The sequence below is a fragment of the Cryobacterium sp. BB307 genome (genome assembly GCF_012274275.1).
Lineage (GTDB): Bacteria > Actinomycetota > Actinomycetes > Actinomycetales > Microbacteriaceae > Terrimesophilobacter.
This window is the reverse complement of record NZ_JAANZA010000002.1, coordinates 678,995-704,362: the sequence shown is the minus strand read 5'-3', so window position 1 is coordinate 704,362 and position 25,368 is coordinate 678,995. Positions and strand designations below refer to the sequence as shown.

The 25,368-nt window shown below is 68.3% G+C and carries 17 protein-coding genes; 7 read left to right on the top strand and 10 right to left on the bottom strand.

Annotation, left to right across the window (positions count from 1 at the left end; all coding sequences use genetic code 11):
• Positions 1–213: 213 nt before the first annotated feature.
• Both HGK58_RS10650 and HGK58_RS10645 read right to left on the bottom strand, forming a co-directional pair.
• Positions 214–798 (bottom strand): hypothetical protein, encoded by a 585-nt coding sequence (locus tag HGK58_RS10650; protein WP_168627547.1) that lies wholly within the window; start codon positions 796–798, stop codon positions 214–216.
• 258 nt (positions 799–1,056) lie between these two features.
• On the bottom strand, positions 1,057–3,057 hold the full coding sequence (locus HGK58_RS10645) for a DUF262 domain-containing protein (RefSeq protein ID WP_168627546.1): 2,001 nt from the start codon (positions 3,055–3,057) through the stop codon (positions 1,057–1,059).
• Positions 3,058–3,293: 236 nt separating this feature from the next.
• Here HGK58_RS10645 and HGK58_RS10640 point away from each other — a divergent pair, with 236 nt between their 5' ends.
• The 5 genes from HGK58_RS10640 to HGK58_RS10620 all read left to right on the top strand — a co-directional run bounded on the left by HGK58_RS10640 (position 3,294) and on the right by HGK58_RS10620 (position 12,452).
• Complete coding sequence (locus tag HGK58_RS10640) at positions 3,294–4,784, top strand: HNH endonuclease signature motif containing protein (RefSeq protein WP_168627545.1); 1,491 nt, start codon at positions 3,294–3,296, stop codon at positions 4,782–4,784.
• Between the two features lie 102 nt (positions 4,785–4,886).
• The gene (locus HGK58_RS10635; RefSeq protein ID WP_168627544.1) at positions 4,887–6,698 is read left to right on the top strand and encodes a PQQ-binding-like beta-propeller repeat protein; all 1,812 of its coding nucleotides are present in this window, start codon (positions 4,887–4,889) and stop codon (positions 6,696–6,698) included.
• The gene (locus HGK58_RS10630; RefSeq protein WP_168627543.1) at positions 6,695–8,476 is read left to right on the top strand and encodes a hypothetical protein; all 1,782 of its coding nucleotides are present in this window, start codon (positions 6,695–6,697) and stop codon (positions 8,474–8,476) included. The genes HGK58_RS10635 and HGK58_RS10630 overlap by 4 nt, the downstream gene beginning before the upstream one ends.
• 9 nt (positions 8,477–8,485) lie before the next feature.
• The gene (locus HGK58_RS10625; RefSeq protein WP_168627542.1) at positions 8,486–10,996 is read left to right on the top strand and encodes a DEAD/DEAH box helicase; all 2,511 of its coding nucleotides are present in this window, start codon (positions 8,486–8,488) and stop codon (positions 10,994–10,996) included.
• A gap of 28 nt (positions 10,997–11,024) precedes the next feature.
• Positions 11,025–12,452: an MFS transporter gene (locus tag HGK58_RS10620; protein WP_210422823.1), complete on the top strand. Its 1,428-nt coding sequence runs from the start codon at positions 11,025–11,027 to the stop codon at positions 12,450–12,452.
• Here HGK58_RS10620 and HGK58_RS10615 read toward each other — a convergent pair.
• Both HGK58_RS10615 and HGK58_RS10610 read right to left on the bottom strand, forming a co-directional pair.
• Positions 12,402–13,229, bottom strand: a complete 828-nt coding sequence (locus tag HGK58_RS10615) for a UbiA family prenyltransferase (protein ID WP_168627540.1) — start codon at positions 13,227–13,229, stop codon at positions 12,402–12,404. The genes HGK58_RS10620 and HGK58_RS10615 overlap by 51 nt on opposite strands.
• A gap of 7 nt (positions 13,230–13,236) precedes the next feature.
• On the bottom strand, positions 13,237–13,530 hold the full coding sequence (locus tag HGK58_RS10610; RefSeq protein ID WP_168627539.1) for an HPr family phosphocarrier protein: 294 nt from the start codon (positions 13,528–13,530) through the stop codon (positions 13,237–13,239).
• A 162-nt stretch (positions 13,531–13,692) separates the two neighbouring features.
• Here HGK58_RS10610 and ptsP point away from each other — a divergent pair, with 162 nt between their 5' ends.
• Positions 13,693–15,357 (top strand): phosphoenolpyruvate--protein phosphotransferase, encoded by a 1,665-nt coding sequence (gene ptsP, locus HGK58_RS10605; protein WP_168627538.1) that lies wholly within the window; start codon positions 13,693–13,695, stop codon positions 15,355–15,357.
• 9 nt (positions 15,358–15,366) lie between these two features.
• Here the strand turns inward: ptsP and HGK58_RS10600 are convergent, their stop codons facing one another.
• Genes HGK58_RS10600 through HGK58_RS10585 form a run of 4 tightly spaced genes read right to left on the bottom strand, consistent with a single transcriptional unit; the run spans position 15,367 to position 20,347 of the window.
• Positions 15,367–16,344, bottom strand: coding sequence for an NAD(P)H-quinone oxidoreductase (locus tag HGK58_RS10600; protein ID WP_168627537.1), 978 nt, complete (start codon positions 16,342–16,344; stop codon positions 15,367–15,369).
• Between the two features lie 28 nt (positions 16,345–16,372).
• Positions 16,373–17,419, bottom strand: coding sequence for an FUSC family protein (locus HGK58_RS10595; protein ID WP_168627536.1), 1,047 nt, complete (start codon positions 17,417–17,419; stop codon positions 16,373–16,375).
• A gap of 28 nt (positions 17,420–17,447) precedes the next feature.
• Entirely contained in the window at positions 17,448–18,527 is a 1,080-nt protein-coding gene (locus HGK58_RS10590) for a winged helix DNA-binding domain-containing protein (RefSeq protein WP_168627535.1), read from the bottom strand.
• On the bottom strand, positions 18,524–20,347 hold the full coding sequence (locus tag HGK58_RS10585) for a glycoside hydrolase family 15 protein (RefSeq protein ID WP_168627534.1): 1,824 nt from the start codon (positions 20,345–20,347) through the stop codon (positions 18,524–18,526). Before HGK58_RS10585 ends, HGK58_RS10590 begins: the two co-directional genes overlap by 4 nt.
• 73 nt (positions 20,348–20,420) lie before the next feature.
• Here HGK58_RS10585 and HGK58_RS10580 point away from each other — a divergent pair, with 73 nt between their 5' ends.
• Positions 20,421–21,776, top strand: a complete 1,356-nt coding sequence (locus HGK58_RS10580; RefSeq protein ID WP_168627533.1) for a glucose-6-phosphate dehydrogenase — start codon at positions 20,421–20,423, stop codon at positions 21,774–21,776.
• A 3-nt stretch (positions 21,777–21,779) separates the two neighbouring features.
• Here the strand turns inward: HGK58_RS10580 and HGK58_RS10575 are convergent, their stop codons facing one another.
• Positions 21,780–22,754 (bottom strand): NAD-dependent epimerase/dehydratase family protein, encoded by a 975-nt coding sequence (locus HGK58_RS10575; protein ID WP_168627532.1) that lies wholly within the window; start codon positions 22,752–22,754, stop codon positions 21,780–21,782.
• Positions 22,751–25,363 (bottom strand): alpha/beta fold hydrolase, encoded by a 2,613-nt coding sequence (locus HGK58_RS10570; RefSeq protein WP_168627531.1) that lies wholly within the window; start codon positions 25,361–25,363, stop codon positions 22,751–22,753. Before HGK58_RS10570 ends, HGK58_RS10575 begins: the two co-directional genes overlap by 4 nt.
• Positions 25,364–25,368 lie beyond the last annotated feature (5 nt).

The following is a 25,368-nucleotide window of genomic DNA, read 5'->3' as shown; positions in this document are numbered from 1 at the left end:
AAAAACTTTTGGGTCTCGTTACATCGCCTGGCCGATGTAGGTAGCGTTTCCACGCCTGCGCTTGGAAGATCGGCCCGCCGCGTAGGCGCTGAACGCAACGACCTCATCACGCGAATCCGCCCGGAGCCGCTCGACGCCCGATCTCGCACTTCATGGAGGACGAGTCTCGGTTTCGCTCCCGGGACCCACTGTCCCGGCGGGTAGGTCGCGGTTTCAGCCGAAAATCCCCTGCACGATTTCGTCGAGCAGCGGCGTCCCGTCGAGGTTCGAGCTCTCCATGTACACCCATACGCCGTCGCGGGCGACGATCGTCTCCTTGACGTCCACGGGGTACTGGGAGTGAGGCGTGACCAGCTCGCAACGCTGGGCGCCCGAGTCCGACGAGGCGCAGGTGAAGCCGTCCGCGGTGAGACCGGCGGCTGCGGCCGCGACATCTGCGGGGGAGGCCGTGCTGATTAGCACCAGCAGCCCGGTGGCGTCTCCGGCGAACCAGTCGCAGCCCAGCACCAGCCGTGCCGAGTCGGGAGCGGGTCTCACGAACTGGGTGTAGTCCCCTCCATGGAAATTCAACCCAGCGAGCACGGCTGTGCGGGTCTCGTCCGTGCCCAAGGATGCGCAGTCGGTCGGCAGCGTGACCGGCGATGCGGTCGGTGACGGGGTCGGCGCGGCTGACGTCGACGCGGACGATGTCGGGGACGATGCCGGGGCAGAATCGTCGCCCGTGCACCCCGCGAGGAGCGCTGCCGATACGCACGCGCCGACGACGGTCGAAACGACTGTTGTGCTGCCTCTACTCATTCTCGACTCCGGGAATCCACTTTCTGGGCCGGTAACGTGGGGCCGCCCCCTTATCGTGAACGCGTGACTCGCAGCAACGCCGGACGTGCGGGGGGTTTCATAGCACCTACCGGAAACAAGCAGATGTCACCACTGCAATTTGCGAACATGCTGGGAACTGCAAACCAATTTGGTTGAAAACCAGTCATCTGTAGAAACGAATCCAGTGCACCATCCGAGGCACTGCGCATTGCGGTTGGAGCGGGCGATGCTCCAGCGCTACATTGCCGCGCCGATGTAGGAGTACTTGACGAAGACCTCGGACGCGATGCCCGACTCCTCAAGCACACCCTGCACGGCGGTCAGCATGTACTTCGAGTCCCAGCCCATGTAGAGGAAGTTGCCCGCGTCGAGCTGGTCCCATTGCCCGTTCCACGCCTGAGCCTGGAAGATCGGCCCACCGCGGTGGGCGCTGAATGCGACGACGTCGTCACGCGCATCCGCCCAGAGCCGCTTGAAGATGCGGTTGAACAGGTACTTGACGTCGTACACCTCCCAGTGCTCGCCGCGGTATTCGACGTACTCGAACTCCCGCTGCCAGCCGCGCGGCCAGCCCGGTCGGCGCTTCGCGTCCAGGATCGGGGTCAGCCCGTCATCATCGATCCCGACAACAGCCGGCCGCGCCCAGATGCGCACGAATTCCGAGGTGAGTCGTTCGGTTCGCTCCGAGATCGTCGCGGTGCCCCAGACGGGTGTGTCGGCGAGCTCGCGCGCCAGACCGATCTGGCTCTTCGCGTAGATCGCCTCCCTTTTCTGTGGGAACGGCAGGTCTGCTCCGCGCTCCGCCAGCGACTGCTCGAGGAGCGTCAGGTTGCCGAGCGTCTGCGCCAGCGCGCGGTGGCTGTTCTGCTCGTCCTCGCTGAAGTCCACCCAGATCCGAGCACCGTCACCGGTCCAGGCATCGCCAGGCGCCAGCGGCATGATCGGCTCGACGTCCAGCTCGGACAGGTCGGTGGCACCCGAGAGTCGCCCGAGCACGTAGCCGGGGTGGGGGAGCTCGCCGTACTTGAGCGCGACCCGCACTCGCTCATCCGATGGCGTGATCCGGGCGATCGCGTTGAGCAGGCTGTCGGGACCGTCTTCACGCGCACGGCACAACCGCGCCACCAGCCGGTCGTTGGAAAGGCCGACGATGGTCCGACGGATGAGCAGTGACTGAATGCGCTCGAGCGAGGCCAGCAGCGCCGGCTTGTCGATGGCGCCGGTGAGGTAGTCGCGGTAGACCCGCATCATCAGCGGATACATCAGCTGGCCGAAGGTGGTGAGGTACCCGAGCTGGGCCGCGATGTCGGCATCCTTCTCGCGAGACGGCTCCATCAGCGTGCGGTAGATCGCCGAGAACTCGCGCCATTCGGTCGCGAACTCGCGCAGCGTCTCCAACTCCAGTCGAGGGAACCGGTGCCGGAACGCCTCGTACACGCCGCGACCTCCGACGACGTCGATTTCCCGTCCAGTGGTCATCACCAGGTAATGGCGCCAGAAGCTCGCAATCGACTCGCCCGTGTGCTCCTCGATCGGGAGCCAGAACTCGCTCTCGATCTCGCGTTGCTGGGCGTGCGATAGGCCCATGAGCACGTAGTTGTGGATGAGTTCGTGGTCGCGCAACGGCTCGCCGGTCGAGTTCAGGCTCTCGAAGATCTGCTGCGCGTTGGCGTGGGCGCCGAGTGTGATCGACACGTGCTCGAGCCGCTGCAGACCGTTCCAGACCTGGGCGACCTCGTCGGCCGGGATCTGGCTGCGGAAGAACGCGTAGTTGTCGTCGAAGCGAGAGTCTCGCAGGGCGTCACCGAGTCGGCGGTCCAAGATGACGCTCTCGAACACCTCAGCCCACGCCCGGTGGGGTTGCAGCTTGGTGCGGGTCGGATCGCTGGGGGACACCAGCACCTGCTGCAGTTGAGCCGCCAACTCCGGGTCGTGATCTCGCACGGTGTGCTGGAGCGCCGCGATCAACAGCATGAGCGTCGTGATCCGCTGCTGGCCGTCGATCAGCACGAGCTCGCCGTTGCCCGCATTGGCGCTCGACAGGATCGAGCCGATGAAGTGGGTGTGCTTGTGCGCCGCATCCGCAGCGTCACGGATGTCTGCGAGCAACTGCTCGCATCCGCCGATGTCCCAACGGTACTGGCGCTGGTAGACGGGCACGACGATGGTGGTGTCGGTTTCGGAGAGCCAGCGAATCGTATTGACCGCAGTCGCATCGATATTCGTGGCTCTGACCATAGTTGCGCTTCGCCTTTCGCCGATCGGGGTGGTTCGCCGGGCCGTTCGAGCGGGCCGCCGACGCGCACTCCAGTCTATTCGCCAGTGCTGAACCGTCCTTGGTCGGTGTTTGGTGGCGGCTGGCTCGAAGGCCCGTGCGACACCGACTGCTCCTCCACAGGTGGCCCGGAAAGTAGTTTCTAACAGATTCTCAGATATGCTTGTGTAGCTGTGTTCGATGTTGGAACAATTGATGCATGAGATCTTCCGCAGCTACGTTCAGCACCTCGCTCGAGGTTCTGCTGGCCGCTGCCGCCCGGATCGGCGTCGACGCGCCCGGTGCCCGGTGGCTGGGTGACAAGCAGCTACTGGCGGCGCAGGCGTCGTTGGCGGAGGCCAAGCGCAGTCTTGATGCGTGCGCGTCCGTGCTCGCCGGTGAGGTGGTGCGCCGCTCATCGGTGGAGGCGGGGTTCGGTGGGTTGGCGCGGAAGGAGGGGTTCCGCACCCCGGAGGCGCTGATCCGCGGGGTGACCGGCTCCACGGCCCGGGAGGCGACCACGCTGATTCGGGTCGGCAGCATGCTCAACGACGCCGACCTGCTGAACAACGCCGAGACCGCCGGCATCGATGACCCGGCGGGGCTGGCCAGCATGATGGCCGAACCCTGGCTGGCCGCGGTGGGGAGGGCCGTCGGGACCGGGGCGCTGTCGGTGGCCGGTGCCGAGGCGATCCGCACCGGGCTGGGCCGGCCCGGACCCGGCGTCACGACCGAAGACTTGACCGCCGCGGCAACCAAGCTTGTTGCCGCCGCAACTGAGCGTGCGGCCGGCACCACGCCGGGTGGCGCACTGGACGCGGAGGGCATGCTGCGCCTCGCCCGGACCGCCCGGGACGACCTGGATGCGGCCGGCATTGTGGAGCGGGAGCGGCAGCGCCGGGCGCTGCGCTCCTTCCGCAGGTGGAAGCGGGACGATGGGATGACCCGGTACACCTGGGACCTCGACCCGGAGGGTGCCGCCCTGATCGATGACGTTTACGACAAGCTCACTTCACCACGACGGGGCGGACCGCGCTTCACCACCGGTCCGGAGCAGGCCCGGGCGGAGCAGATTATGGCCGACACCCGCACCACCGAGCAGCTGGCCTCGGACGGGATGCTGGAGCTGATCCAACTGGCCCTCGACACCGACCCGCAGGGTGTGGTCGGGGTGAACCGGCCCGCGGTGCGGGTGCTGGTGGCCGCCACAGACCTGACCGACCGCGCCGGTCGGGGCTGGATCGAGGGCCAGCCCTACCCGGTGTCGATCGCCACCGTGGAGCGCAACGCCTGCCTGAACGGCATCGAGCTGATCGTCTTCGACGACCGCCCCCTCCCCGTCAACCTCGGCCGTGAGCAGCGCTTCTTCAACCGGGCCCAACGAAGGCTGCTGGCCGCCCGCGACGGCGGCTGCGCCTGGCCCGGCTGCGACCGACCCCCGGAGTGGACCGAGGCCCACCACATCCGCTGGTGGGAACGCGACGGCGGAACAACCGACATCGACAATGGCATCCTCCTCTGCCGCCACCACCACCTGCTGCTGCACGACGAGGGCTGGGAGATCGAAACTCGCGACCACGACCCGCTAACCCGGTTCTGGCTCATCCCACCCCGCGACATCGACCCCACCCAGACACCAAGGCCGATGCCATCCAAATCACCGGCACTCAACGACGCCCTCACCGCGGCCGAGCGACATCGGGCCACCTGAGGCACTCGGGGAGAACTCTGCCCAGCGACGGGTCTCGACAGTGCCCGAATTGGGGCTGAACGGCAGCACAACTGAAAGACCGTCAACCCCTACGATGATCGAATGACCTCCGCCGGTGCCCTCGCAAAGCTGGGTGGGTCCAGCGTCGCAGCGGCCGTGTCGATCGTGGCAGTCGTCGCTGTCTGCACCGGCGCGATCGCTCTCAGCGACCAGCAGGCATCCGGGCAGGACGAGAGCAATGCCGCCGTACTCATCCCCGCGGATGGACACGTCGAATGGTTCGTGGACCAGGACGGCGTCGTGCGCTCCACGGAAAGCTCCAGGGCAACCGGGGTTGAAGAGTTCCTCACCCTTCCCAGCATGGCTGCGCACGCGCTGCTAGGTGGCCTCAGCGACAGCGAGGTCAGGAACGCGACGCTCTGGCGCGAAACCACCACCACGGTCACCGATGGCGAGACCACGCAGAACGGCGAGCTGTTCCGGTTCACGGACGCGGGCGTCGAATCGATGGTCGTCTGGGGTGGGGAAGTGTCCTTCCTCTACACCCCGGGATTGCTGGTGCTGCCCACGGATGTCGCACCAGGATCCAGTTGGCAAGGCGAAGGAACCGCCTTCGTGAACGAGTCCCTGAACTACCGCTCCCGCTTCACCGCGCACGAGCCCGAGAACGCCAGCCTCCTCAAGAACGCAAGAGTGAACGACCCCCGCGGATGCATCGAGACTCGCGGCGTCATCGAATACCTCGACGACGCAGGCGCCCTCCTTCTGACCATTAACGAGGCAGACCTGTGGTGCCCCGGGCGTGGACGCGTCGCGATCGACGCAACGGTCGAGGACACCGTGGTCATCCAGGCAGGGATCGACGCTCCACGGCTCCAGTCGCAATCCGCCACCAGATCCATCGGCGCATGGACCGATCCGAGCGCCTGGCGGGATCGAGAACTGCAGACGGTGCGGCGCGACCCGGTCTACGGGGAGGACGAGGGCATCCCGTCCTACTCGGTAGTGCCGGCGCTGACCGCCTCCGGCATCATCGTCTCAACACGCGACAGCGGTGACGACCTGGTCGCATTGCGCTACGACGCCAGCGACAGATCACTCGTCCACCACTGGATCGGTCACCCCGGGGGCCACGCCATCGCGCTCGGCGCTGTCGGCGACATCATCATCGTCACCACGTCCAGCCGCCGCATCGTCGCCTACAGCGATGCTGGCGAGCGGCTCTGGACGCGCGACACGAACGACCTCGTCGTCGCCGCACCCGTTTCAGACGGCGCTGGCAACGCCATCATCGTCGGACTCGACGGCGTCGTCACGAGCGTCGACGCGATCAGCGGCAAGACCCGCTGGGAAACGCCGATCGGCGCAGATGTCGACCAGCGGGCCGTCGCCGGCGTGGACACCGTCATCGTCGTCGACCGTGCCGGCCGAGTCGTTGCGCTCGATCGCAGTGACGGCGACATCCGATGGGATGCGAACGGCACAGAGGCCTACGGGATCGCCATCGCCGACGATGTGGTCGTTGTCGCCCAAGGCGACTCCTGGGTCACGAGTTACCGGCTCACCACCGGCACGAAGCTGTGGGACGCGCGCTACCTCGGTCTCCCGTCCGCTGTGCAGGCTGCAGCAGGACAGGTCGTGGTCGTGAGCGACGAGGAAAGCGTCGCCTTCGACCCCGATGACGGGACCATCCTCTGGTCGCGGGACGGGGCGAGCCATGCCATCGGCGACGGCAAGCACGTCATTTTGGTCGATCGCGACTCGGCGACTCTCGTCGACGACCAGGGCGAAACCGTGCTCGAGTGGAAAATCCAAGTCGAAACGGACGCACTGTCTCGACACGTCCTCGCCGGGCGGGACGGCATCTGGTCCGTCCAAAGCCTCAACTCCGCGCTGAGGATCGGTGAGCCGTGACCGCGACCCTCAGCCAGAAGCAGACATCGTCCCGGCCGCGCCGTATCGTCGGCATCGCCTGGGCGATGGTCAGCTCCTTCTTCGATCACGTCGTCGGTCGGCCGTACCGGGAAGGCAGGCTGCGAGCCGACGGCTGGCCCAAGGGTCTGAAGCCCATCGCCACCATCGCCGTCATCGGCTACGGCGTCGCGGTGGCGGGCATCCTGTTCTCGTCTGCACTGCGGGAGACGCTGCCGCTCTCGGTGACCGTCGGCGGCCAGTACCTCTCATTCCCGCGCCCAGTGCTCTGGGTGCTCATGCTGCTGCTTGTCATCTCGATCGCGCTGGTGCAGACCGCCGTGCTGCACGTCACCGGATGGCTGACCGCGGTCGTCACGGTGTTGACCGTCCTCGTCCTCCTCTTTGTCGGCTCAATGAACATCGGCGAAGAGACCCTCAACTCGAGGATCGCGACCATCGGTGTCGCGCTGGCGCTCATCGTGTACACCGTCATCCGCCGTCGATTCGATTTCGCCTGGTGGGACTTTCCGGCGATTCTCGCGCTCCTCACGATCGCGTTCGGCACGACGTCTCTGAGCGCAAGCGCCCTGAGCGCTTCCCTCGGCTACGACCTCGGCCCTGTGACCGTGTCGCTGATGATGTCGACCATCGGGCAGCTGGCGGTTCCGTTTGCCTTCGTTGCCGGCGCAGCCGTCGCCCAACTGGCGGCCACCTCCGCGGTGTGGGCGGTGCGGGTGGTCCGCACCCAGCTGCCATCCGTGATCACCCTCGCCATCGGCATCGCAGCGCTCGTGGTCTGGCGCGGCTGGGTGATGACCGCGAGCATGCTCGACGGTGACCCGCCGAAACTCAGCCACCTTGCGCTCGCCGTCCTGCTCGGCAGTCTGATCGTCGTCGTATGGCTCCTGTTGGCCCGGGTGCGCGGGCGCCGTGACGAGACCTCGGTCGAGGGCATCGACAGCAGTTTCAGTGCCGTCGCCACTCCCATCGCAGCGGGCCTCGCCGGTACCCTCGGCATCGTTTCCGCGTCGCTGCTAGTCGCCCAGGTCGCCTTCAACTACGGGGTGCCCGCCGTGCCTGCCGCTCTATCCGAGGTGGTCGGTTTCCTGTCCATGAGTCGCGTCGTCGCACTGAACCGGCTGCTGGTCGGGATCTTCCTGATCGTGCTGGCGATCCGCTGGGCACGCCGAGGCCGCACCGGCACGCCCGAGATCCTCGGATCGATCGGCGTGGTGACCGTGATGGTGGCGGCCAATGTGCTCCCGCCGCCATTCGGTGCGCTGTGGACCAGCGAAGCCCTGACCATCGTCGCGACGGTGGCGTGCCTCGCGCTCCTCGCGTTCTATGCCGCCAAGCGAGCCCTCACGGTGACGCGGGCAGCCGGGATCGCCGTCGCGCTGCTGCTCGCCGCGCTCTTCGACCAGCGGGACTTCGTCTCCGACCCGCTCGGCGCGCTGCTCGGCTTCACCGGCGTCGCCTTCGTGCTGTTCGGTTTCGTCTGGAACCTCCTGACGACCGCCGAGTACGCCAACAAGGGCACTCGCCGCTACCCGCTGCCGTCGCGGGTGCTGATCTTCCTCGCCTACTCCCTGTTCGGCGTGACCGTGCTCGCGTTCGCCGCGCTCGCCCGCGACCCCGACGCCGCGATCAACCTCGGCGCATTCGCCGGAGTCGGCGACCAGCTGTTCGGGACCGCGATCATCGCATCCGCGCTGCTGACCGTGATCGCCTCGGTGGTGGCCGACCGCGACCCGGCGGTCGAGCCAGAACGGGACTAGCCACCACGTGTGCAACCGTTAAGGGTGCGTATCCCCGACAGCAGTGACCCGGATGTCGTCTACGGCGAGTTCGTGGATTGGGCGTCCGGCGCGGGGTTCACCCTGTATCCAGCGCAGGACGAGGCCGTCATGGAGCTGGTCACCGGCGCCAACGTCATCCTCAGCACGCCGACCGGCACCGGCAAGTCTTTGGTAGCCGTCGCCGCACACTTCACCGCCATGGCGGCCGGTGCGCGCAGCGTCTATACGGCACCGATCAAGGCGCTGGTGTCGGAGAAGTTCTTCGCGCTCGTCGACCTGTTCGGGGCCCAGAACGTCGGCATGGTCACCGGCGACTCGAGCGTGAACCCGGATGCCCCAATCATCTGCTGCACCGCGGAGATCCTCGCCAACATGTCGCTGAGGCAGGGCGCTGACGCACCGGTGGACATCGTCATCATGGACGAATTCCACTTCTACGCCGACCCGGAACGGGGCTGGGCATGGCAGGTGCCGCTGCTGCGCCTGCCCAAGGCGCAGTTCCTGCTGATGTCCGCGACTCTCGGCGATGTTGACGCGCTCGCGCGCGACCTGACCGAGCGCACCGGGCGGCCCACCGCATCCGTGACCGGAGTGGAGCGCCCAGTGCCGCTGCACTACTTCTACGCGACAACCCCGGTGCACGAGAGTGTCGACGAGCTGCTCGCCACCGGCCAGGCGCCCGTCTACATCGTCCACTTCTCCCAGCTCGCTGCCCTTGAGCGCGCTCAGGCGCTGACCAGCCTGAAGGTGATCACGCGCGAGCAGCGAGACGAGATCGCCGACCTCATCGGCGACTTCCGCTTCACCACGAAGTTCGGCCAGACCCTGTCCCGCTTGGTCAGATCCGGCATCGGCGTGCATCACGCAGGCATGCTGCCCAAGTACCGCCGACTCGTCGAACAGCTCGCCCAGCGCGGCCTGTTGCGGGTCATCAGCGGCACCGACACGCTTGGCGTCGGCATCAACGTGCCGATCAGAACCGTGCTGCTCACCGGCCTCACCAAGTTCGACGGCACCCGGATGCGCCAACTCACCGCGCGTGAATTCCATCAGATCGCGGGTCGGGCGGGCAGGGCCGGCTTCGACACCGCCGGCACGGTGGTAGCCCAGGCGCCGGAGCACGAGGTGGAGAACGCCCGCCTGGTCGCGAAAGCCGGGGACGACCCCAAGAAGCTCAAGCGCGTGCAGCGGAAGAAAGCGCCGGACGGCTTCGTCTCATGGGGCGAACCGAGCTTCAACCGCCTCATCGTCGCCGAGCCGGAGCGACTCACCTCCAACATGCGGATGAGCCACGCCATGGTGCTCAACGTGATCGCGCACGGCGAGGACCCGTTCACCGAGATCCGGGAGCTCATCGAGAACAGCCACGAACCGCGACCGCGCCAGCGGCAACTCGCCCGGCAGGCGCTGTCGATCTACCGCACCCTGAAGACCGCCGGGCTGGTGGAGAGCGTCGACGGGCAGATCCGTCTCACCGTCGATGTGCAGTCGAACTTCGCGCTCAACCAACCGCTGTCACCGTTCGCACTCGCGGCGCTCGAGCTGCTGGATCCCGAATCGCCGTCCTACGCGCTCGACGTCATCTCGACCGTCGAGGCGACGCTCGACGACCCCGGCCCGGTGCTTCGCGCGCAAGAGAAACTCGCTCGCGGCGAAGCGATCGCGGCGATGAAGGCTGACGGCATCGAATACGAGCGGCGGATGGAGCTGCTCGAGGAGATCACCCACCCGAAACCGCTCGAGCACGAGCTCGAGGCCGCGTTCGCGACCTACCGCACCTCGCAGCCCTGGGTCGCGGACTTCGAACTGTCACCGAAGACCGTGGTCCGGGACCTGTATGAGCGGGCGATGACCTTCAACGAGTACGTCGGCTTCTACTCGCTGCACCGCTCCGAGGGCACACTGCTCCGCTATCTCACCGACGCGTTCCGGGCGATCCGGCAGACCATCCCGGAGTCGGCGAAGAACGAGGAACTGCACGACATCATCGAGTGGCTGGGCGAGCTTGTCCGCCAGGTCGATTCCAGCCTGCTCGACGAGTGGGCGGAGCTCGCGAATCCGGCCGAGCACCAGCAGCATGAGCAGCAGGTCGCGCCACCGCCACCGCCGAGCGTGTTGACGAACCAGCGGGCCTTCCGGGTGCTGGTGCGCAACGAGTTGTTCCGCCGCGTGCAACTAGCCGCCTTCGACAAGGTGGAGGAGCTGGGTGAACTGGATGCCGACGCGGATTTCGGCGTCGACCGTTGGGCCGACGCGCTCGATGCCTACTACGCCGTCCACGACTCCATCGGCATCGACTCGGATGCCCGCAGCGGGACGCTGCTGCAGATCGTCGAGGGGAAGTCTGAGTGGCGGGTGCGGCAGGTGTTCGCCGACCCAGCTGGCGACCACGACTGGGGCATCACCGCCATCGTCGACCTCGAGCGGTCGGCCGAGGAAGGGGTTGCGGTCATCCGGGTGACCGGTGTCGGCGAAATCGACACGTCCGTTAGCGTCTGATCGGGTGTCTACTAGAGGGGTGCAGTCCATGAGCTCGCAACAGAAGCTGGTGCTCAGCATTGCGATCCTCGCGTCGTTCGTGGCTTTCCTCGACGGCTCGGTGGTGACCGTCGCGCTGCCGGCAATCAGCGAAGAACTCGGGGGAGGGCTGACCACCCAGCAGTGGGTGGTCGACGCCTACCTGATCACGCTCGGCGCGCTCATTCTCGTCGCCGGGTCGTTGTCGGATGTCTTCGGCCGACTCGTCGTGCTGCGCTTCGGACTGTGGGGCTTCGGCGTCGCATCGCTGCTCTGCGCGTTCGCGCCGACCGCCGAGTTCCTGATCGTCGCGCGCGGCGTCCAGGGGATCGCCGGCGCGCTGCTCGTGCCCAGCTCGCTCGCGCTAATCATGTCGTCGTTCCGAGGCCCCGCCCAGGGCAAGGCGATCGGAGCGTGGACCGCCTGGACCAGCGGCGCCTTCATCGCCGGTCCGCTCATCGGCGGCGCCTTCGTCGACTTGTTGACCTGGCGGCTGGTGTTCGGCATCAACGTGCTCCCGATCGCGGTCACCCTGTGGCTGATCACCCGGATCGCCCAGCGCGACGTGCGGCTGGAGGGTGTCACGGTCGACTACCTCGGCGCCGTCCTGGCCATCATCGGCGTCGGCGGTCCGGTGTTCGCACTCATCGAGCAGGACAACTACGGCTGGGCCAGCCCGGCGATCTGGCTGCCCATGGTCATCGGCGTGATCGCCTTCGGCGCGTTCCTGTGGCGGCAGGCCACAGCACGGCACCCGATGATGCCGCTGTCGCTGTTCCGCATCCGGAACTTCGCGGTCGGCAACGTCTCGACGCTGTTCATCTACGGTGCGCTGTCTATGAGCGGCTTCCTGATCGCCGTCTACCTTCAGCAGGAGGCCGGCTGGCCGGCGACGGCGGCCGGGTTGGCGTCCATCCCGGTGATGGTGCTCCTGATCCTGCTGTCCTCGTTCTTCGGCGGACTGTCGGGCCGGTACGGGCCCCGCGTCTTCATGTCCGTCGGGCCGATCCTCGCCGGCGTCGGGCATCTGCTCATGCTGACGGTCTCTGAGGACCTCAACTTCTGGCTGCAGCTGCTGCCCGGCATCATCCTGTTCGGTCTCGGCCTCGCGATCACCGTTGCGCCGCTCACGTCGGCCATCCTCGGGTCGATCGACGAGAAGCGCTCCGGCATCGGTTCGGCGATCAACAACGCCGTCGCGCGGGTCGCCGGTCTCATCGCCGTCGCCATGCTGGGGATCATCATCGGCGGAACCCTGGACCTGGAAGGTCTGCACCGCGGCCTGTGGGCGACAGCCGGGCTGCTCATCCTGGGTGGTGTCATCTCGGCGATCGGCATCCAGAACCCGAAGACCGAGCCGGGCGCCGGAACGGCGGAGCCGAGCCTGTCAGACGACCAATTGTCCGCCCGCGAGCACGACCCCGGCAACGGTAGCTAACGCAGCACCGATGATCAGGCGGAACAACGACCGCCCGACTCGATCGGTCAACACCATCAATGAGACGGCGACCGCTGCCGCCAGCACGATCAGGAACACGGTGATCCTGGCGGGACTCGGCGGCCAGGTGCCGAGCACAACGCACCCGGCAGATGCGACGAGCAGGACACTGACCGCGATGGCGCTGCCTCGCCGGCCGATCGCGTGCGGGAGCCCCCGGATGCCGGTAGCCGCGTCCGCATCGAAGTCCGGCAGCGCGTTGGCGAAGTGTGCTCCGGAACCCAGCAGCGCGGCCGCCACGATCGCCCACGCGTGCGCCAGCCGCGGCTCGGCCAGCGACAGGGTCGCGATGAGCGGGAGCGAGCCGAAGCCGACCGTATAGGGGACGACCGACGCGAGGGTCCCTTTCAACCACAGGTTGTAGGTCCAGCCGGCGCTGATGAACACCAGGTGAGCAACGACGGCGGCCGGGCCGAGCGGGAGGGTCAACAGGATCGCCAGCACGAGCGAGACCAGACTCACGACGATCGCGGTGCGCGCGGCCACCTCGCCGGATGCGATCGGCTTGTCGCGGCGACCGGTGAGGCGGTCGCGTTCTGCGTCCAGCCAGTCGTTCGACAGCCCGACAGAGAATTGACCGAGCAGCACCGCCACGGTGAGCACCACCACACGCCACGGCTCAAGCCCAACGCCGACACCGATGAGCGCGGTGATCACCGCGACAGCAAGGCTCGGACCGGGGTGGCTGGCGCGAAACAGCGCCGCGGTTACGCGCATCCGGCGCCTACGAGGTCGCCGACTGGCCCTCGGCGTCAAGTTCGGACGCCATCAGCTCCGCCAGTTCGTCCGCGACCTCCTCGGCGCGCTCTCCCTCAACCGTGAGCTTCACGCTGTCGCCGTGGTTCACGCCGAGTGCGAGCAGGAACAGCACGCTCGCGGCGTTCGCCTTCTTGCCTGCGCTGTTCTCGATGGTGACCTTCTGGCCGCTGTCCGCTGCCGCTTTCGCCACCGTGGCGGCCGGTCGCGCGTGCATCCCCACTGCAGAGCCGAAGACAACCGTGCGTTCCGCTGTCGCCATGTCGAAGGGTCCTTTCCGTGAACTGTGGGCCCAATCCTAAGTCGCGACCCCGCCGACCGCACGGGCGGTGCCGGTCCGGGTCCGCGGATGTTCGAGTAGTACTCTGACGCTTTGTGCGCGTCAGGCCTCGCCTCGCGCCCACTCGGCAAGAAGGAGCAGACAATGCGGGAACTCCACGGCATCGGAGTCGGAAGGGGTATTTCGAGCGGGGGCGTGATCCGGATGCCCGAACCGCTGAGCGAACCGCAGGTCGTCGAGCGCAGCACAGACGCCGAGCAGGAGAAGCAGGCAGTCACCGCCGCGATGGCGGCCGTCGCGGCGGACCTCACACGTCGCGGTGAGAAGGCAGGCGGGGCGGCGAAGGACGTGCTGGACGCGCAAGCGATGATGGCGCAGGACCCGGGGGTCGTCGACGAGGTGGACGCCAAGATCGACGCCGGCAGCACCGGTGAGCGCGCGGTGTTCGACGCGTTCGCCGAGTTCCAGACGACACTCACCGACATGGGCGGGTACATGGCCGAGCGCGCAGCCGACCTCGGGGATGTCGCCCAGCGGGTGATCGCCCACCTGCGTGGCGTTCCCGCACCCGGTGTGCCGGAGTCGGACACGCCATTCATCCTGGTTGCCCGCGACCTCGCCCCGGCTGACACCGCGCTGCTGGACCTGGAGAAGGTGCTCGCCTTGGTCACGCGCGAGGGCGGACCCACCTCGCACACCGCGATTCTCGCGCGCGCCAAGTCGATCCCCGCCATCGTCGGCGTCGCAGGCGCCGAGGAGCTCACCGACGGCACCCCGGTCATCGTGGATGCGGGCGCGGGGACGATCGTCATCGACCCCGAGCCGGCTCAGCTAGAGGACGCCGCAGCGCGCATCGCCGAGTTCCGCGCTGCCGCAGCGCTTCCGCTGAGCGACGGCACGCTCGCCGACGGCGAGAAGATCCCACTGCTGGCCAACCTCGGCTCGCCGGCCGACGCTGCCGCCGCGGTCGAACTGGGCGCCGAGGGTGTCGGCCTGTTCCGCACCGAGTTCCTGTTTCTGGACGCGGCCACCGAGCCGAGCATCGAGGAGCAGCAGCGCGACTACGAGGCAGTGCTGAACGCGTTCCCCGGGCGGAAAGTGGTCGTCCGCTGCCTCGACGCCGGAGCGGACAAGCCGCTGCGGTTCGTAGAGAACCAGCCCGAGGAGAACCCGGCGCTCGGCCTGAGGGGACTGCGCTCACTGCGTGTGCATGAGCAGGTCCTCCGCAACCAGCTCACCGCGCTCGCCCGAGCGCAGGAGAACGCGAAGGGCGACCTGTGGGTGATGGCGCCCATGGTCTCCGACGCCGAGGAGACCGCATACTTCGTGTCGCTCGCCAAGGCGCTGGGCATCCGATTCGCCGGTGTCATGGCCGAGGTGCCGTCCCTCGCGGTGATGGCCGACCAGGTGAGCGAGCACGCCGACTTCGTGAGCATCGGCACCAACGACCTGACGCAGTACACGCTCGCAGCCGACCGGATGCTCGGCTCCGTCGCCGCGTACCAGGACCCGTGGCATCCGGCTGTCCTGCGTCTCATCAAGCTCATCGGCGACGCGGGCCGCGCCGGAGGCACGCCGATCGGCGTGTGCGGTGAGGCCGCGGCCGACCCCACCCTCGCGGTCGTGCTGGTCGGACTCGGCGCGTCCACGCTGTCGATGACCCCCGCGGCGCTCGCCGACGTGCGCGCGGAACTCGCCAAGCACACGCGCGAGGACGCCGAGGCGATGGCGGCGGCCGCGCTCTCCGCGTCGACCGCGGCCGGGGCGCGCGAGGCGGTCGCGAAGGTGCCGCTGCACAGCGCCGGCTGACACGGCTTCTCAGGGCACGAGCAGAATCTTTCCCACGTGCTCGGAGGCCTCGAGCTTCTCGTGCGCACGTGCCACCTCGGTCAATGGGATGCGCTCGTCGATCACCGGCGTGACCTGCCCGTTCTCGACGAGCGGCCACACGTTCGCGGCGACACTCGCGACGATCTCGGACTTCTCCTCGTCGCTTCGCGCCCGCAGCGTGCTGCCGTGAATGGTGGCCCACTTGCGCATGAGCCGGCCGATGCTGATGGTCGCCTGCTGCCCGCTCTGGTTGCCGATCATGATGATCCGCCCGTGCGGTGCGAGCGCCTGGAGGTCACGGTCGAGGTAGTCACCGCCGATGTGGTCCAGGATGACGTCGGCGCCGCGGCCATCCGTCGCGCGCAGCAACTCGGTCACGTAGTCCTGCTCCGGGTAGTTGATGAGGATCTCCGCGCCGAGTTCGCGGCACACGTCGAGCTTCCGCTGGCTGCCCGCGGTGACCGCCACCAGCGAGCCGAGCGCCCGCGCGAGCTGGATGGCGGTTGTGCCGATGCCGCTGCCGCCGCCGTGCACGAGCAGCGTCTCACCCGCCTTCAGCCCCGCGGTCATGAAGACGTTGGACCACACCGTGCACACCGTCTCGGGCAGCCCGGCCGCGTCGACCAGGTCGACTGATTCCGGCACCCGGAGCAGGTGCGTGGTCGGGACCACGACCAGGTCGGCGTAGCCGCCCCCGCCCAGCAGGGCGCATACCCGATCGCCGACCCTCCAGTCGCCGACCTGCCCCGCAACCGCCGCGATCGTTCCCGACACCTCGAGTCCGGGCCACTCCGGCCATCCGGGGGCGGACGCGTAGGTTCCCTGCCGCTGTGCGACATCCGCCCGGTTGACGCCGGCCGCGGCCACCTCGATCAGCACCTCGCCCGAACCCGGAACCGGATCCGGGAACTCGCTCAGGGTGAAGGCCTGGGCGCTTCCGGACAGGGGGACGGTCATCGCACGCATTCCTCAACGGTACGCCCCCGGCGTGAGGTCAGGTCAGCTGGCCCGCCAATTCCTCTCGCACGCGCCTCAGGTCCTCCATGAGCGAGCCGACCAGGATCCAGTGCTCCGGATGCGGGTGCGTGATCACCAGCGGGGCAGTCAGCGCCGGCAGCTGGGCCGTCGGCTGGTCGGCGTTGTCCTCGCCTGGCCGCGGTTCTGTCGCGAGCAGCCGAACGTCGTGTCCTGCCCGCTCCAGCTCAACCGCGATAGAGCGCACGATCCGATCATCGCTGAGCCCGGGGGAGTAGTGGTCGCGCACGGCGCGCGCCATGCCGAGCACCCGCGTGACGAGCACGCCGAGCGACGCGAGCACCTTGCGGTCGTGGTCGATGCGCTCGCGGTGCTTGCCGCCGCGCGGGTTCAGCATGAGGCTTTCGTCCGCAGCGGAGATCGCGTCGGATGCCTTCTGCAGCTGCCCCCGCAGGCCGCGCGTCCTCTGCAGCAACGCGTCCAATTCGGGGAAGGAGGTCGGCGTTCGCAGCGCCGTGGACAAGTCGTCGAGCGTGCCGCCGATGCCCTCGGCGAGCTGAGCGACCGCTGCGTGCGCGGGAGCGCTGTGCACGGGTGGCACGATCGCCACGTTGACGACGAGCCCGATGACGGCGCCGATGATGGTCTCGAGGATACGCTCGGCCCCGTACCCCGGCGTGGCGGCACCCAGCGCGACCACGAGAAGGGCGCTGATCGGGATCTGGTTCGACGAGCCGGGCGTCAGCTTGAGTGCCCAGGCGACAAGCAAAGACACCAGGATCACGGCGATCACGACAAGGGCCGAGCTGCCGAACCAGGTCACGGCCGCGAACGCGATGATGACGCCGAGGATCACGCCGACGCTGCGCTCGACACCCTTCGCGAGCGACTGGTTGACGCTCGGCTGAACGACGAGCAGCGCCGCGATCGCGGCGAAGATGGGAGCGGGCTGGTCGAGCAGCCATACACAGGCCAACCAGGCGCCGGATGCCGCGACGAACGTCTTCAGTACCTGCAGCAGCGGGCTACGGGTCGAGACAAAGACCTCGGGAACGTAGCGCCGCACACCTCAAGCGTAGTTGCGGCCCCGGAGGCTACCCAGTGACGACAACCTCAGCGTGTTTCTCACCACGGAACCGCGCGTATTCGCGCGCCGGCCTTCTAAGACCCGCTTCCGCGCGAGGCTTCAGCGGCTCGAACGGCGTCACCTCGACGCTCGTCGCACGCGAGGGCCGACGCCACGTGCCACGCACCACCCCGTCCACAACGAGGGTGTTCGGGAACACTCCGTTGCCGCCGGGCACCAGATCCCCGAGGCTTTCGCCGTCGAGCTGGAGTGAGCGGTCCTGGTAGCCGAGCAGGTACTCGTCGAAGGCGGGAAGGAGCCGGATTCCATCCGCACCCTGTTCGCTGGCGGCTTCGTGGAAGAATTCGGCCCCATCAAACTCGGTGAGCTCCAGGTCGTCGCGCGCGACGGCCAGTCCCCGACGCGCATCGGCGAGCCTGAGCGACGCCCACCAGGCGAAGTCGCGAATCGTGGCGGGCCCGCGCGCGGCGAAATAGCGGCGTGCGAGTTCGCCCAATGCTTCGTCGCCCTCCAACTGCCGATACGTCGGAACCCAATCGTCCAGCAGCGCGAAGGTCTGGGTGTTCCCGTCGGGTGGCCCGAAACACAGGGTCCCGGTCTGCGACAAGATCCACAGCAACTGGTAGCCCCGCTGCTGATTCGCCGACACGCCGCCGCGCTCGAATGCTCGGTAGAGTTCCATCCGGCTCAGCGAGCGGCCGCCGTGCAGCGCGTCGATCGCCGCGTAGCGGGCAGTCTCGATCTGCCGTTCGTCGAGTCCAAGGCTGCTGAGCCTGGTAGTTGCCTGGCGGAGCAGTCGCTCGGTCGTGAGGCCGAGGATCCATCTCAGGTCCTCCGGGGCGACGAAGTGCAACGTTCCTCGCATCGGCCAGGAGCGAACGATCGTTCCGCTCGCGAGCGCATGATCCATGTCGCGCTGAGTGGCCGAGTCAGTGCGCAACGCGACCGCCCAGCGTGCGCCGTTGAAGTCCTGCGCCTGCATCGCCGTCATCCACCGCACCACGTCGGCGGGTGATGTGAGCTTGCCGTTGCTGATTCGCTGCGCGGCCAGGCGCATCCGCAGCATCCGGCGCGACGCTGTGGTCACCGCTGGGCCTTCTTGCTCACCGTCGCCAGTTTCGGCTCGGACTGCTCTCCCGTTGCGAATGCGATGGCGCCAGCTGCGCGCACCAGCCCGAGGTGGGAGAGCGCTTGCGGCGTGTTCCCGGCCTGTCGACCCTGGCCGGTGTCGTACTCCTCCGAGAGCAGACCAAGGTCGCTGCAGAAGCCGACCAGCCGGTCCATCAGCGCCATCGCATCCTCCACCCGGCCGCTCAGCGCGTACTGCTCGACGAGCCAGAACGAGCAGGCGAGGAACTGGTGCTCTCCCGGCGGGAGCTTGTCGACGCCGGTCTCGGTTCGGTAGCGCAACAGCACGCCGTCGCGCATGAGCTCGTTCTCGATCGCGGCGACCGTGCCGAGCATCCGCGGGTCGTCGTGCTTCAGGTAGCCGATCTGGGCCAGTTGAAGCAGGGTGGCGTCGACGCCCTCACTGCCGTAGTACTGCGTGTAGCTGTTCCGCCTGCGGTCGAACCCATGTTCTTCGATGTCGTCCCGGATGCGTTGCCGCAACGCACGCCACTCGTCGAGCGGGCCGTCGAGGCCGTGCTCTTCGATGCCGCGCACTCCGCAATCGACGGCGGCCCAGAGCATGGCACGAGAGTGGGTGAAATGCCGCTTCGGGCCGCGGATCTCCCACATGCCGTGGTCCGGTCGCTGCCAGTTCTCCGCCACGAACTGCATGAGCGCGCGCTGCAGCGGCCACGAGAAGCGATCCTCCTCGATGCCTGCCTCGCGCGACTTCTGCAGCGCGATCATCACCTCGCCGAAGATGTCGCCCTGGTACTGGCCGAAGGCGGCGTTGCCGCGTCGCACGGGAGCGGCGCCGTCGTACCCGGGCAGGCTGTCGACGATGTGCTCGACGAGCATCCGCTCTCCTGCGAGTCCGTACATGATCTGGATGTCGGCGGGATCGCCGGCGATGGCGCGCAGCAGCCAACCGCGCCAGGCCAGGGCCTCGCTCGTGAACCCGCGGCTGGCGAGCACCTCCAGCGTGGCCGACGCGTCGCGCAGCCAGACGAAGCGGTAGTCCCAGTTCCGCACGCCACCCCACTGCTCGGGCAGGCTGGTCGTGGCTGCCGCCACGATCCCACCTGTTGTCTCGAGCGTCAGCGCGCGCAGCACGAGGATGGAGCGCAGTACCTGATCACGGTAGGGACCGGTGTTCTGCAGCGGCGCCGCCCAGTCGGTCCACCACGCCGTGGTGCGTTCGATCGCCGCATCGATATCCACCGCGGGCGGCGGCGGGCGGTAGGACTTGTACCAGGTCAGCTGGATGTCGACCGTCTCACCTGCCGACACGGTGAAGTCGCACGCGTGCGCATGGTCGATGGCCTTCATCGCCGGTCCCCGCAGGATGACCGCATCCGGGCCGGCGATCGCGATGAGCGCCGGCCCGCCCTTGTGCGCCACCTGGCGAACCCACGGCATGGCGTTGGCGTACCCGAAGCGGATGCGCACCTCCTGGTGCATCGTCACGCTGCCACGGATGCCACGCACCCGGCGGACGAGGTCGGCGCGCTTGTTCCCGTGGGGCATGAGGTCGGTGACCTCGACCTCACCATCGGCGGTCTCCCAGCGTGTGACCAGATTGAAGGTTGGACCGTCGTAGGCGCGGCTCGTCGACAGCACCGCGTCGGCCGGTGCGAGCAGCCAGCGACCATGGTCTTCGGTGCCGAGCAGCGCGCCGAACATCGACTGGGAGTCGAACTGCGGCAGGCACAACCAGTCGATGCTCCCGTCGACACCGACCAGCGCGGCAGTGTGGCAGTCACCGATGAGTGCGTAGTCCTCGATGCGCAGTGGCACGCGCTCATCCTGACACGCTCTCCCGTCAGGGAACCCTGATCTGTCTTCAAGGTCGCCGGTTAGCCTTGGCCCCATGGCCGACCGAATCGACACCTTCGTCATCCTGGGCGGTGGGGGCGATCTGGCCGCCAGACTGCTCATGCCCGGCCTGGGTCAACTGCTGGATGCCGAGCGGATGACCGGCTTCCACCTCATCGGAGTCGGCCAGGACCCGTTGTCTGACGACGACTGGCGCGAGCGGGTGAGGAAATCATTCGACTCGATCGGCGCATCCGGCCAGTACGCTTCGGACACCGCCGCGCGATCCCGCTACCTGCAGGCCGACGTGACCAACCCTGAGGAGCTGCGGCGGGTGCTGGGCGAAGTGGAGGGCACGCCGGCGGTCTACTTCGCGCTGCCACCGGCGGTGACAGCCAAGGCGTGCCGCGCCCTCGCACGGGTCGAGCTTCCCGATGGCACGGTGTTCGGGCTCGACAAGCCGTTCGGGACCGACCTGAAGAGCGCCAAGGCGCTCAACCGGCTGCTGGCCAGGCTGGTTCCGGAGAACGCCGTGCACCGGGTTGACCACTTCATGGGCAAGGCCACGGTGCTCAACCTGCTCGGCGTCCGCTTCGCGAATCGAATCTTCGAGCCGGTCTGGAACTCGGACAACATCGCAGCCGTCGACATCGTCTTCGACGAGCAACTCGGCCTCGAAGGGCGCGCGTCCTACTACGACCGTGCCGGCGCGCTCAGCGACATGCTGCAGAGCCACCTCCTGATCGTCCTGGCGCTGTTCGCGATGGAACCGCCGTCGAGCGTCGACGCCGATGACCTGCGCGGCGCGATAGCGCAGACGCTCCGGGCGACCCGGGTCGCCCACGGCGACGCCCGCCAGTCAAGCCGCCGCGCGCGATACACCGCAGGCAGGATCGGGGACCGCACCTTTCCCGACTACGCGGACGAGCCGGGCGTTGACCCCGCCCGGAAGACCGAGACGCTTGCCGAGGTGACCGTCACGATCGACAACTGGCGTTGGGCCGGTGTCCCGTTTCGGCTGCGCTCGGGGAAGGCGATCGGCGACATCCGAAAGGAGATCGTCGTTCAGTTCAAGGATGTGCCGCACCTTCCGAGCGGGTTCAAGGGGTACGACGGAGCGACGCGGATGCGCATCCTGCTGAGCCCAGAGGTCATCGAGCTCGACCTCAACATCAACGGCGAGGCCGACCCGTTCACGCTCGAGCAGACCACGCTGCGGGTCGATTTCGGCACGGGGGACCTGCTGCCGTATGGCGAGGTCATCTCCGGGATGCTGCGGGGCGACCCGACACTGTCGGTCCGTTCCGACGTGATCGAGGAGTGCTGGCGCATCGTCGAGCCGGTGATGAAGGCATGGCGAGACGACGAGGTGCCGCTCGAGGAGTACCCGGCCGGATCGGCCGGTCCCTGAGCACTATGACCGCCGTCTGTACGACGCGGCCAGGCGGCGGAAGCCTTCCTCCAGCGTGACCGTGGGTGCCCACTGCAGGTGGGCGCGGGTGCGACGCTGGTCGAACCAGTGCGCCGTCGACATCTGTTCGGCCAGGAACCTGGTCATCGGCGGTTCATCCGCACCCGGCCGCACCCGCCAGAGCGCCTCGACGAGGGAACCGCCACCACGCGCCACCGCCGCAGGGACCCGCCAGCGGGGAGCGGCTACGCCAGCCGCGGTGCAGATTGCGGCCAGCAGTTCCGATACCGGGCGCGGCTCCCCGTTGGTGACCACGAACGCCTGGCCGTGGACGGCATCCGCCCGCTCGAGCGCAGCACCGATCGCGGATGCGGCATTGTCCACGAACGTCGTGTCGATCATGGCTGCGCCGTGGTCGAGCAGCGGCAACCGGCCGCGCCTGGCCCGGTCGACGATGCGCGCGATCAGCTGGGTGTCGCCCGGACCCCAGACCAGGTGCGGGCGCACCGCCACCACCGAGAACCCCGGGGCGTCGGAGGCCAGCGCCATCAGCTCGGCGACCGCCTTGGTGCGGGCGTAGTCACCGCGGGCACGCAGCGGGTCGGCAGGCAACGCATCGTCGCCCATGATCGAGCTGCCCGAGTGCGCGACGGAGGGGGAGGAGACAAACACGAATCGGCTGGCCCCAGCCGCCTGCGCTGCGGCGAGCATCGCCCGCGTACCGCCGACGTTCACCTGTCGGAACTCGGCCGGGTCACCCGCCATCGACACCTTCGCCGCCAGGTGCACCACCGCGTCGATGTTCCGAACCGCGCGGTCGACGTCGGCACGTACGGTCACCGAACCGTGCACGTCCTCCACGCCAGCGACCCCGGAAGGCCGCCGCTGGAACGTCCGCACCGAGTGTCCGGCCGCTGCGACCTGCGCCGCGACCGCCCGACCCAGGAACCCGCTCGCCCCGGTGACCAGCACCCTCATGGCCGCACCATGCGGCCACCGGCCAGTAGTCGCGTTGCCCATTCGGCGAGCCGCGTGCGGTTGATCTTCGAGTTGTGCCGGATGTCGGTCGGCAGCCGCGGCACCACAAGCACCGCCGCGATCGGATGCGAGACGGATGCCCGAACGGAAGCCGCCAGCTCGGTGCTAGCCATGGACACGCGTGGGGCAGGCCGAATTGTCTCAACCACCGCGACGACCTGCTGGGTGCCAGCCGGACCGACACCCACCACCGCGGCACGGGCAACGGCGGGAACCGACTCGATCGCCTGCTCCGGACCGACCGGGGTGAGCACGCCGGCCGCCGTGGTGATCACGTGCGGCAGCCTGCCCTCGACCCACAGCCGCCCCTGTTCGTCGAGGTGGCCGACGTCGCCAGTGCGGTGCCAGCGTCCGGCGCCCGTGCCGCGGGTGGCGGCTACGTTGGTCAGCCAGAGCCGGTCGTAGCGGTCCTTCAGGTGCGCCGCCGAGACGACGATCTCGCCGGTGACGTTGGGTGCATCCATCGGGGCACCGACCGCGTTGCCGTTTTCATCCAGGGGGCTGATCTGCACCTGCGTGGTCGCCGTCGGGAAACCGACGCAAACGCCGCCCGGGCCGTCCGCCGCCACGGCAGCCGAAGCCCAGATGCCCTGCAACGAGACATCGGTCAGCAGCAGACCCTCGGTCATGCCGTAAGGAGTATGCGCGCTCGCCGCCGGCATCAGCGCGGAGGCCGCGGTCAACAGCGACTCGGACACCGGGGCTCCGGCCGAGAGGAACAGTTCCACCCGCCCCAGGGCGCTGTGGTCGGCGGCGGTCAGGGCATCCGAGGTTGCTACGACGTTGGACAGGGCGGCGGGAGAGAGGAACACCACAGTGGAATCGGTGTCCACATTCGCCGCAGCCACCGCGGCCGCGACCGCCGAGGCGGTGAGTGTCTTCGGGGACGTCACGTTCATGTCGGGGGTGACCGACCGGGCACCGAGCGCGGGGCCCAGCAGGGCGAACGGGGCGAAGCCGGCGACTAGGCCGGTGCCCGTTCCGACGCCGTACTGGTCGGCAAGCGCCTTGCAGAGCGCGGCGAGTTGCGCATGCGTGTAGACGACGCCCTTCGCGGGCCCGGTGGAACCGGACGTGAACAGCACCGCGGCAGTATCGGCGGCTGATGGCGGCGGCGGAAGTTCCTCGTCGAACCCCAGCCGGGCGACATCGGCCAGCAGGTGCGAGACCCCGAGCGCGCGTTTCGCGCCGGGTGCCAGCCGTGCGGTGGCGATTCTCTGCCCCGGCCAGCCCAATGCCCGGGCGGCCGTGAGTCCGGGCGCCGCACCCACAATGTGATCTGGCCTGGCGCCGCGCACCGCCCGGGTGAGCCCGCCCAGGCCGAGGCCGGCGTCTGCCACCACCACCACCGCACCAATGCGCAGGCAGGCGTACAGCACCGCGGTGAGGTCGGCGCCGGGCGGGATGAGCAGGGAAACCCGATCGCCGGACTTCACTCCGCAGCGCGTCAGGCCGGCAGCGATCTGCCGCACCCGACGCGAGAGCAGGCGCCAGCTCACCACCCGGGGAGTGCGGCCGCGTGGCGGCGCGAGTTCGACGAGCGCGGTGCCGGAGCTGTCCCGAAGCGCTTCAAGGTGGTGCCAGAGGGGCCGGTCGGACCCCGCCGCGACCGCAGTCGCTGGCTGGAAAGGCGGATCCAGCTGCCCCACTGCCTGCTGCTCGTCCAGCCAGGCGAGCACCGCCGAAGCGTAGTCGGCATCTTCGGCCACCAAGTGGCCGGCCCCCTCGAATCGGTGCACGTCCGCCTGCGGCATCCGCTCGATGAGGTCGTCCAGGTAGTTGTCGCTGAAAATCGGGTCCAGCGGCCCCCACAGCAACAGGGCGGGCCGCCTGAGGTTGCGCACCCCGTCGGCTATGCGGTCGAGTTCGGCTCGGCTGGGGTGATCAGCGCCGATGGGGATGTCGGCGACGAAGGCCCCGATACCGCCACGGCGGCTGGCCGTTCGGTAGGGGGCGCGGTAGCCTCGCTTCAGGTCGGCGGTGAGCGGCGGATGTGCCAGAGCCAGAGTGCTCTCCAGAAACGCAGGCGTGGAAACCGTCGCGGGTCCCAGCACCGGCGCGCTCAAGGCCAGTCGAAGCGGGACGGGGATGGGGCCGCCGGGATGGTGCACTGCTGTATTCAGCAGCATTACCCCAGCCAGCAGCTGGGGATGGTCGATCGCCCAGCCGAGCGAAATGGGGCCACCCCAGTCATGGCCGAGGGTGAAGACCGGGCCGTTCAGCTCCAGCGCGTCTGTGAGCGACGACAGGTCGCTGACCCGCCCAGGCAGGCCGCGGGTCTCCCCGGTGCGCTCCGAGAAACCCATGTCCAACTGGTCGACCGCGATCACCCGCCAGGCGGGGTCACCGAGTCCCGCCGCATCCGTCGCCGCGCTGACCAGCCCGCGCCACAGATACGACCAGGTCGGGTTGCCGTGCACGCAGAGAATCGTGCCCGTCGCCGTAACGCCGAGCTCCGCCAGCCGTGCCGCGTTGTCGAGCAGGTGCCAGGTGCGCGGTCTGCCCTGCGCATCCGGAGCGATCACCAGCCGGGAAGAGGCGGCGTCCATGCCCT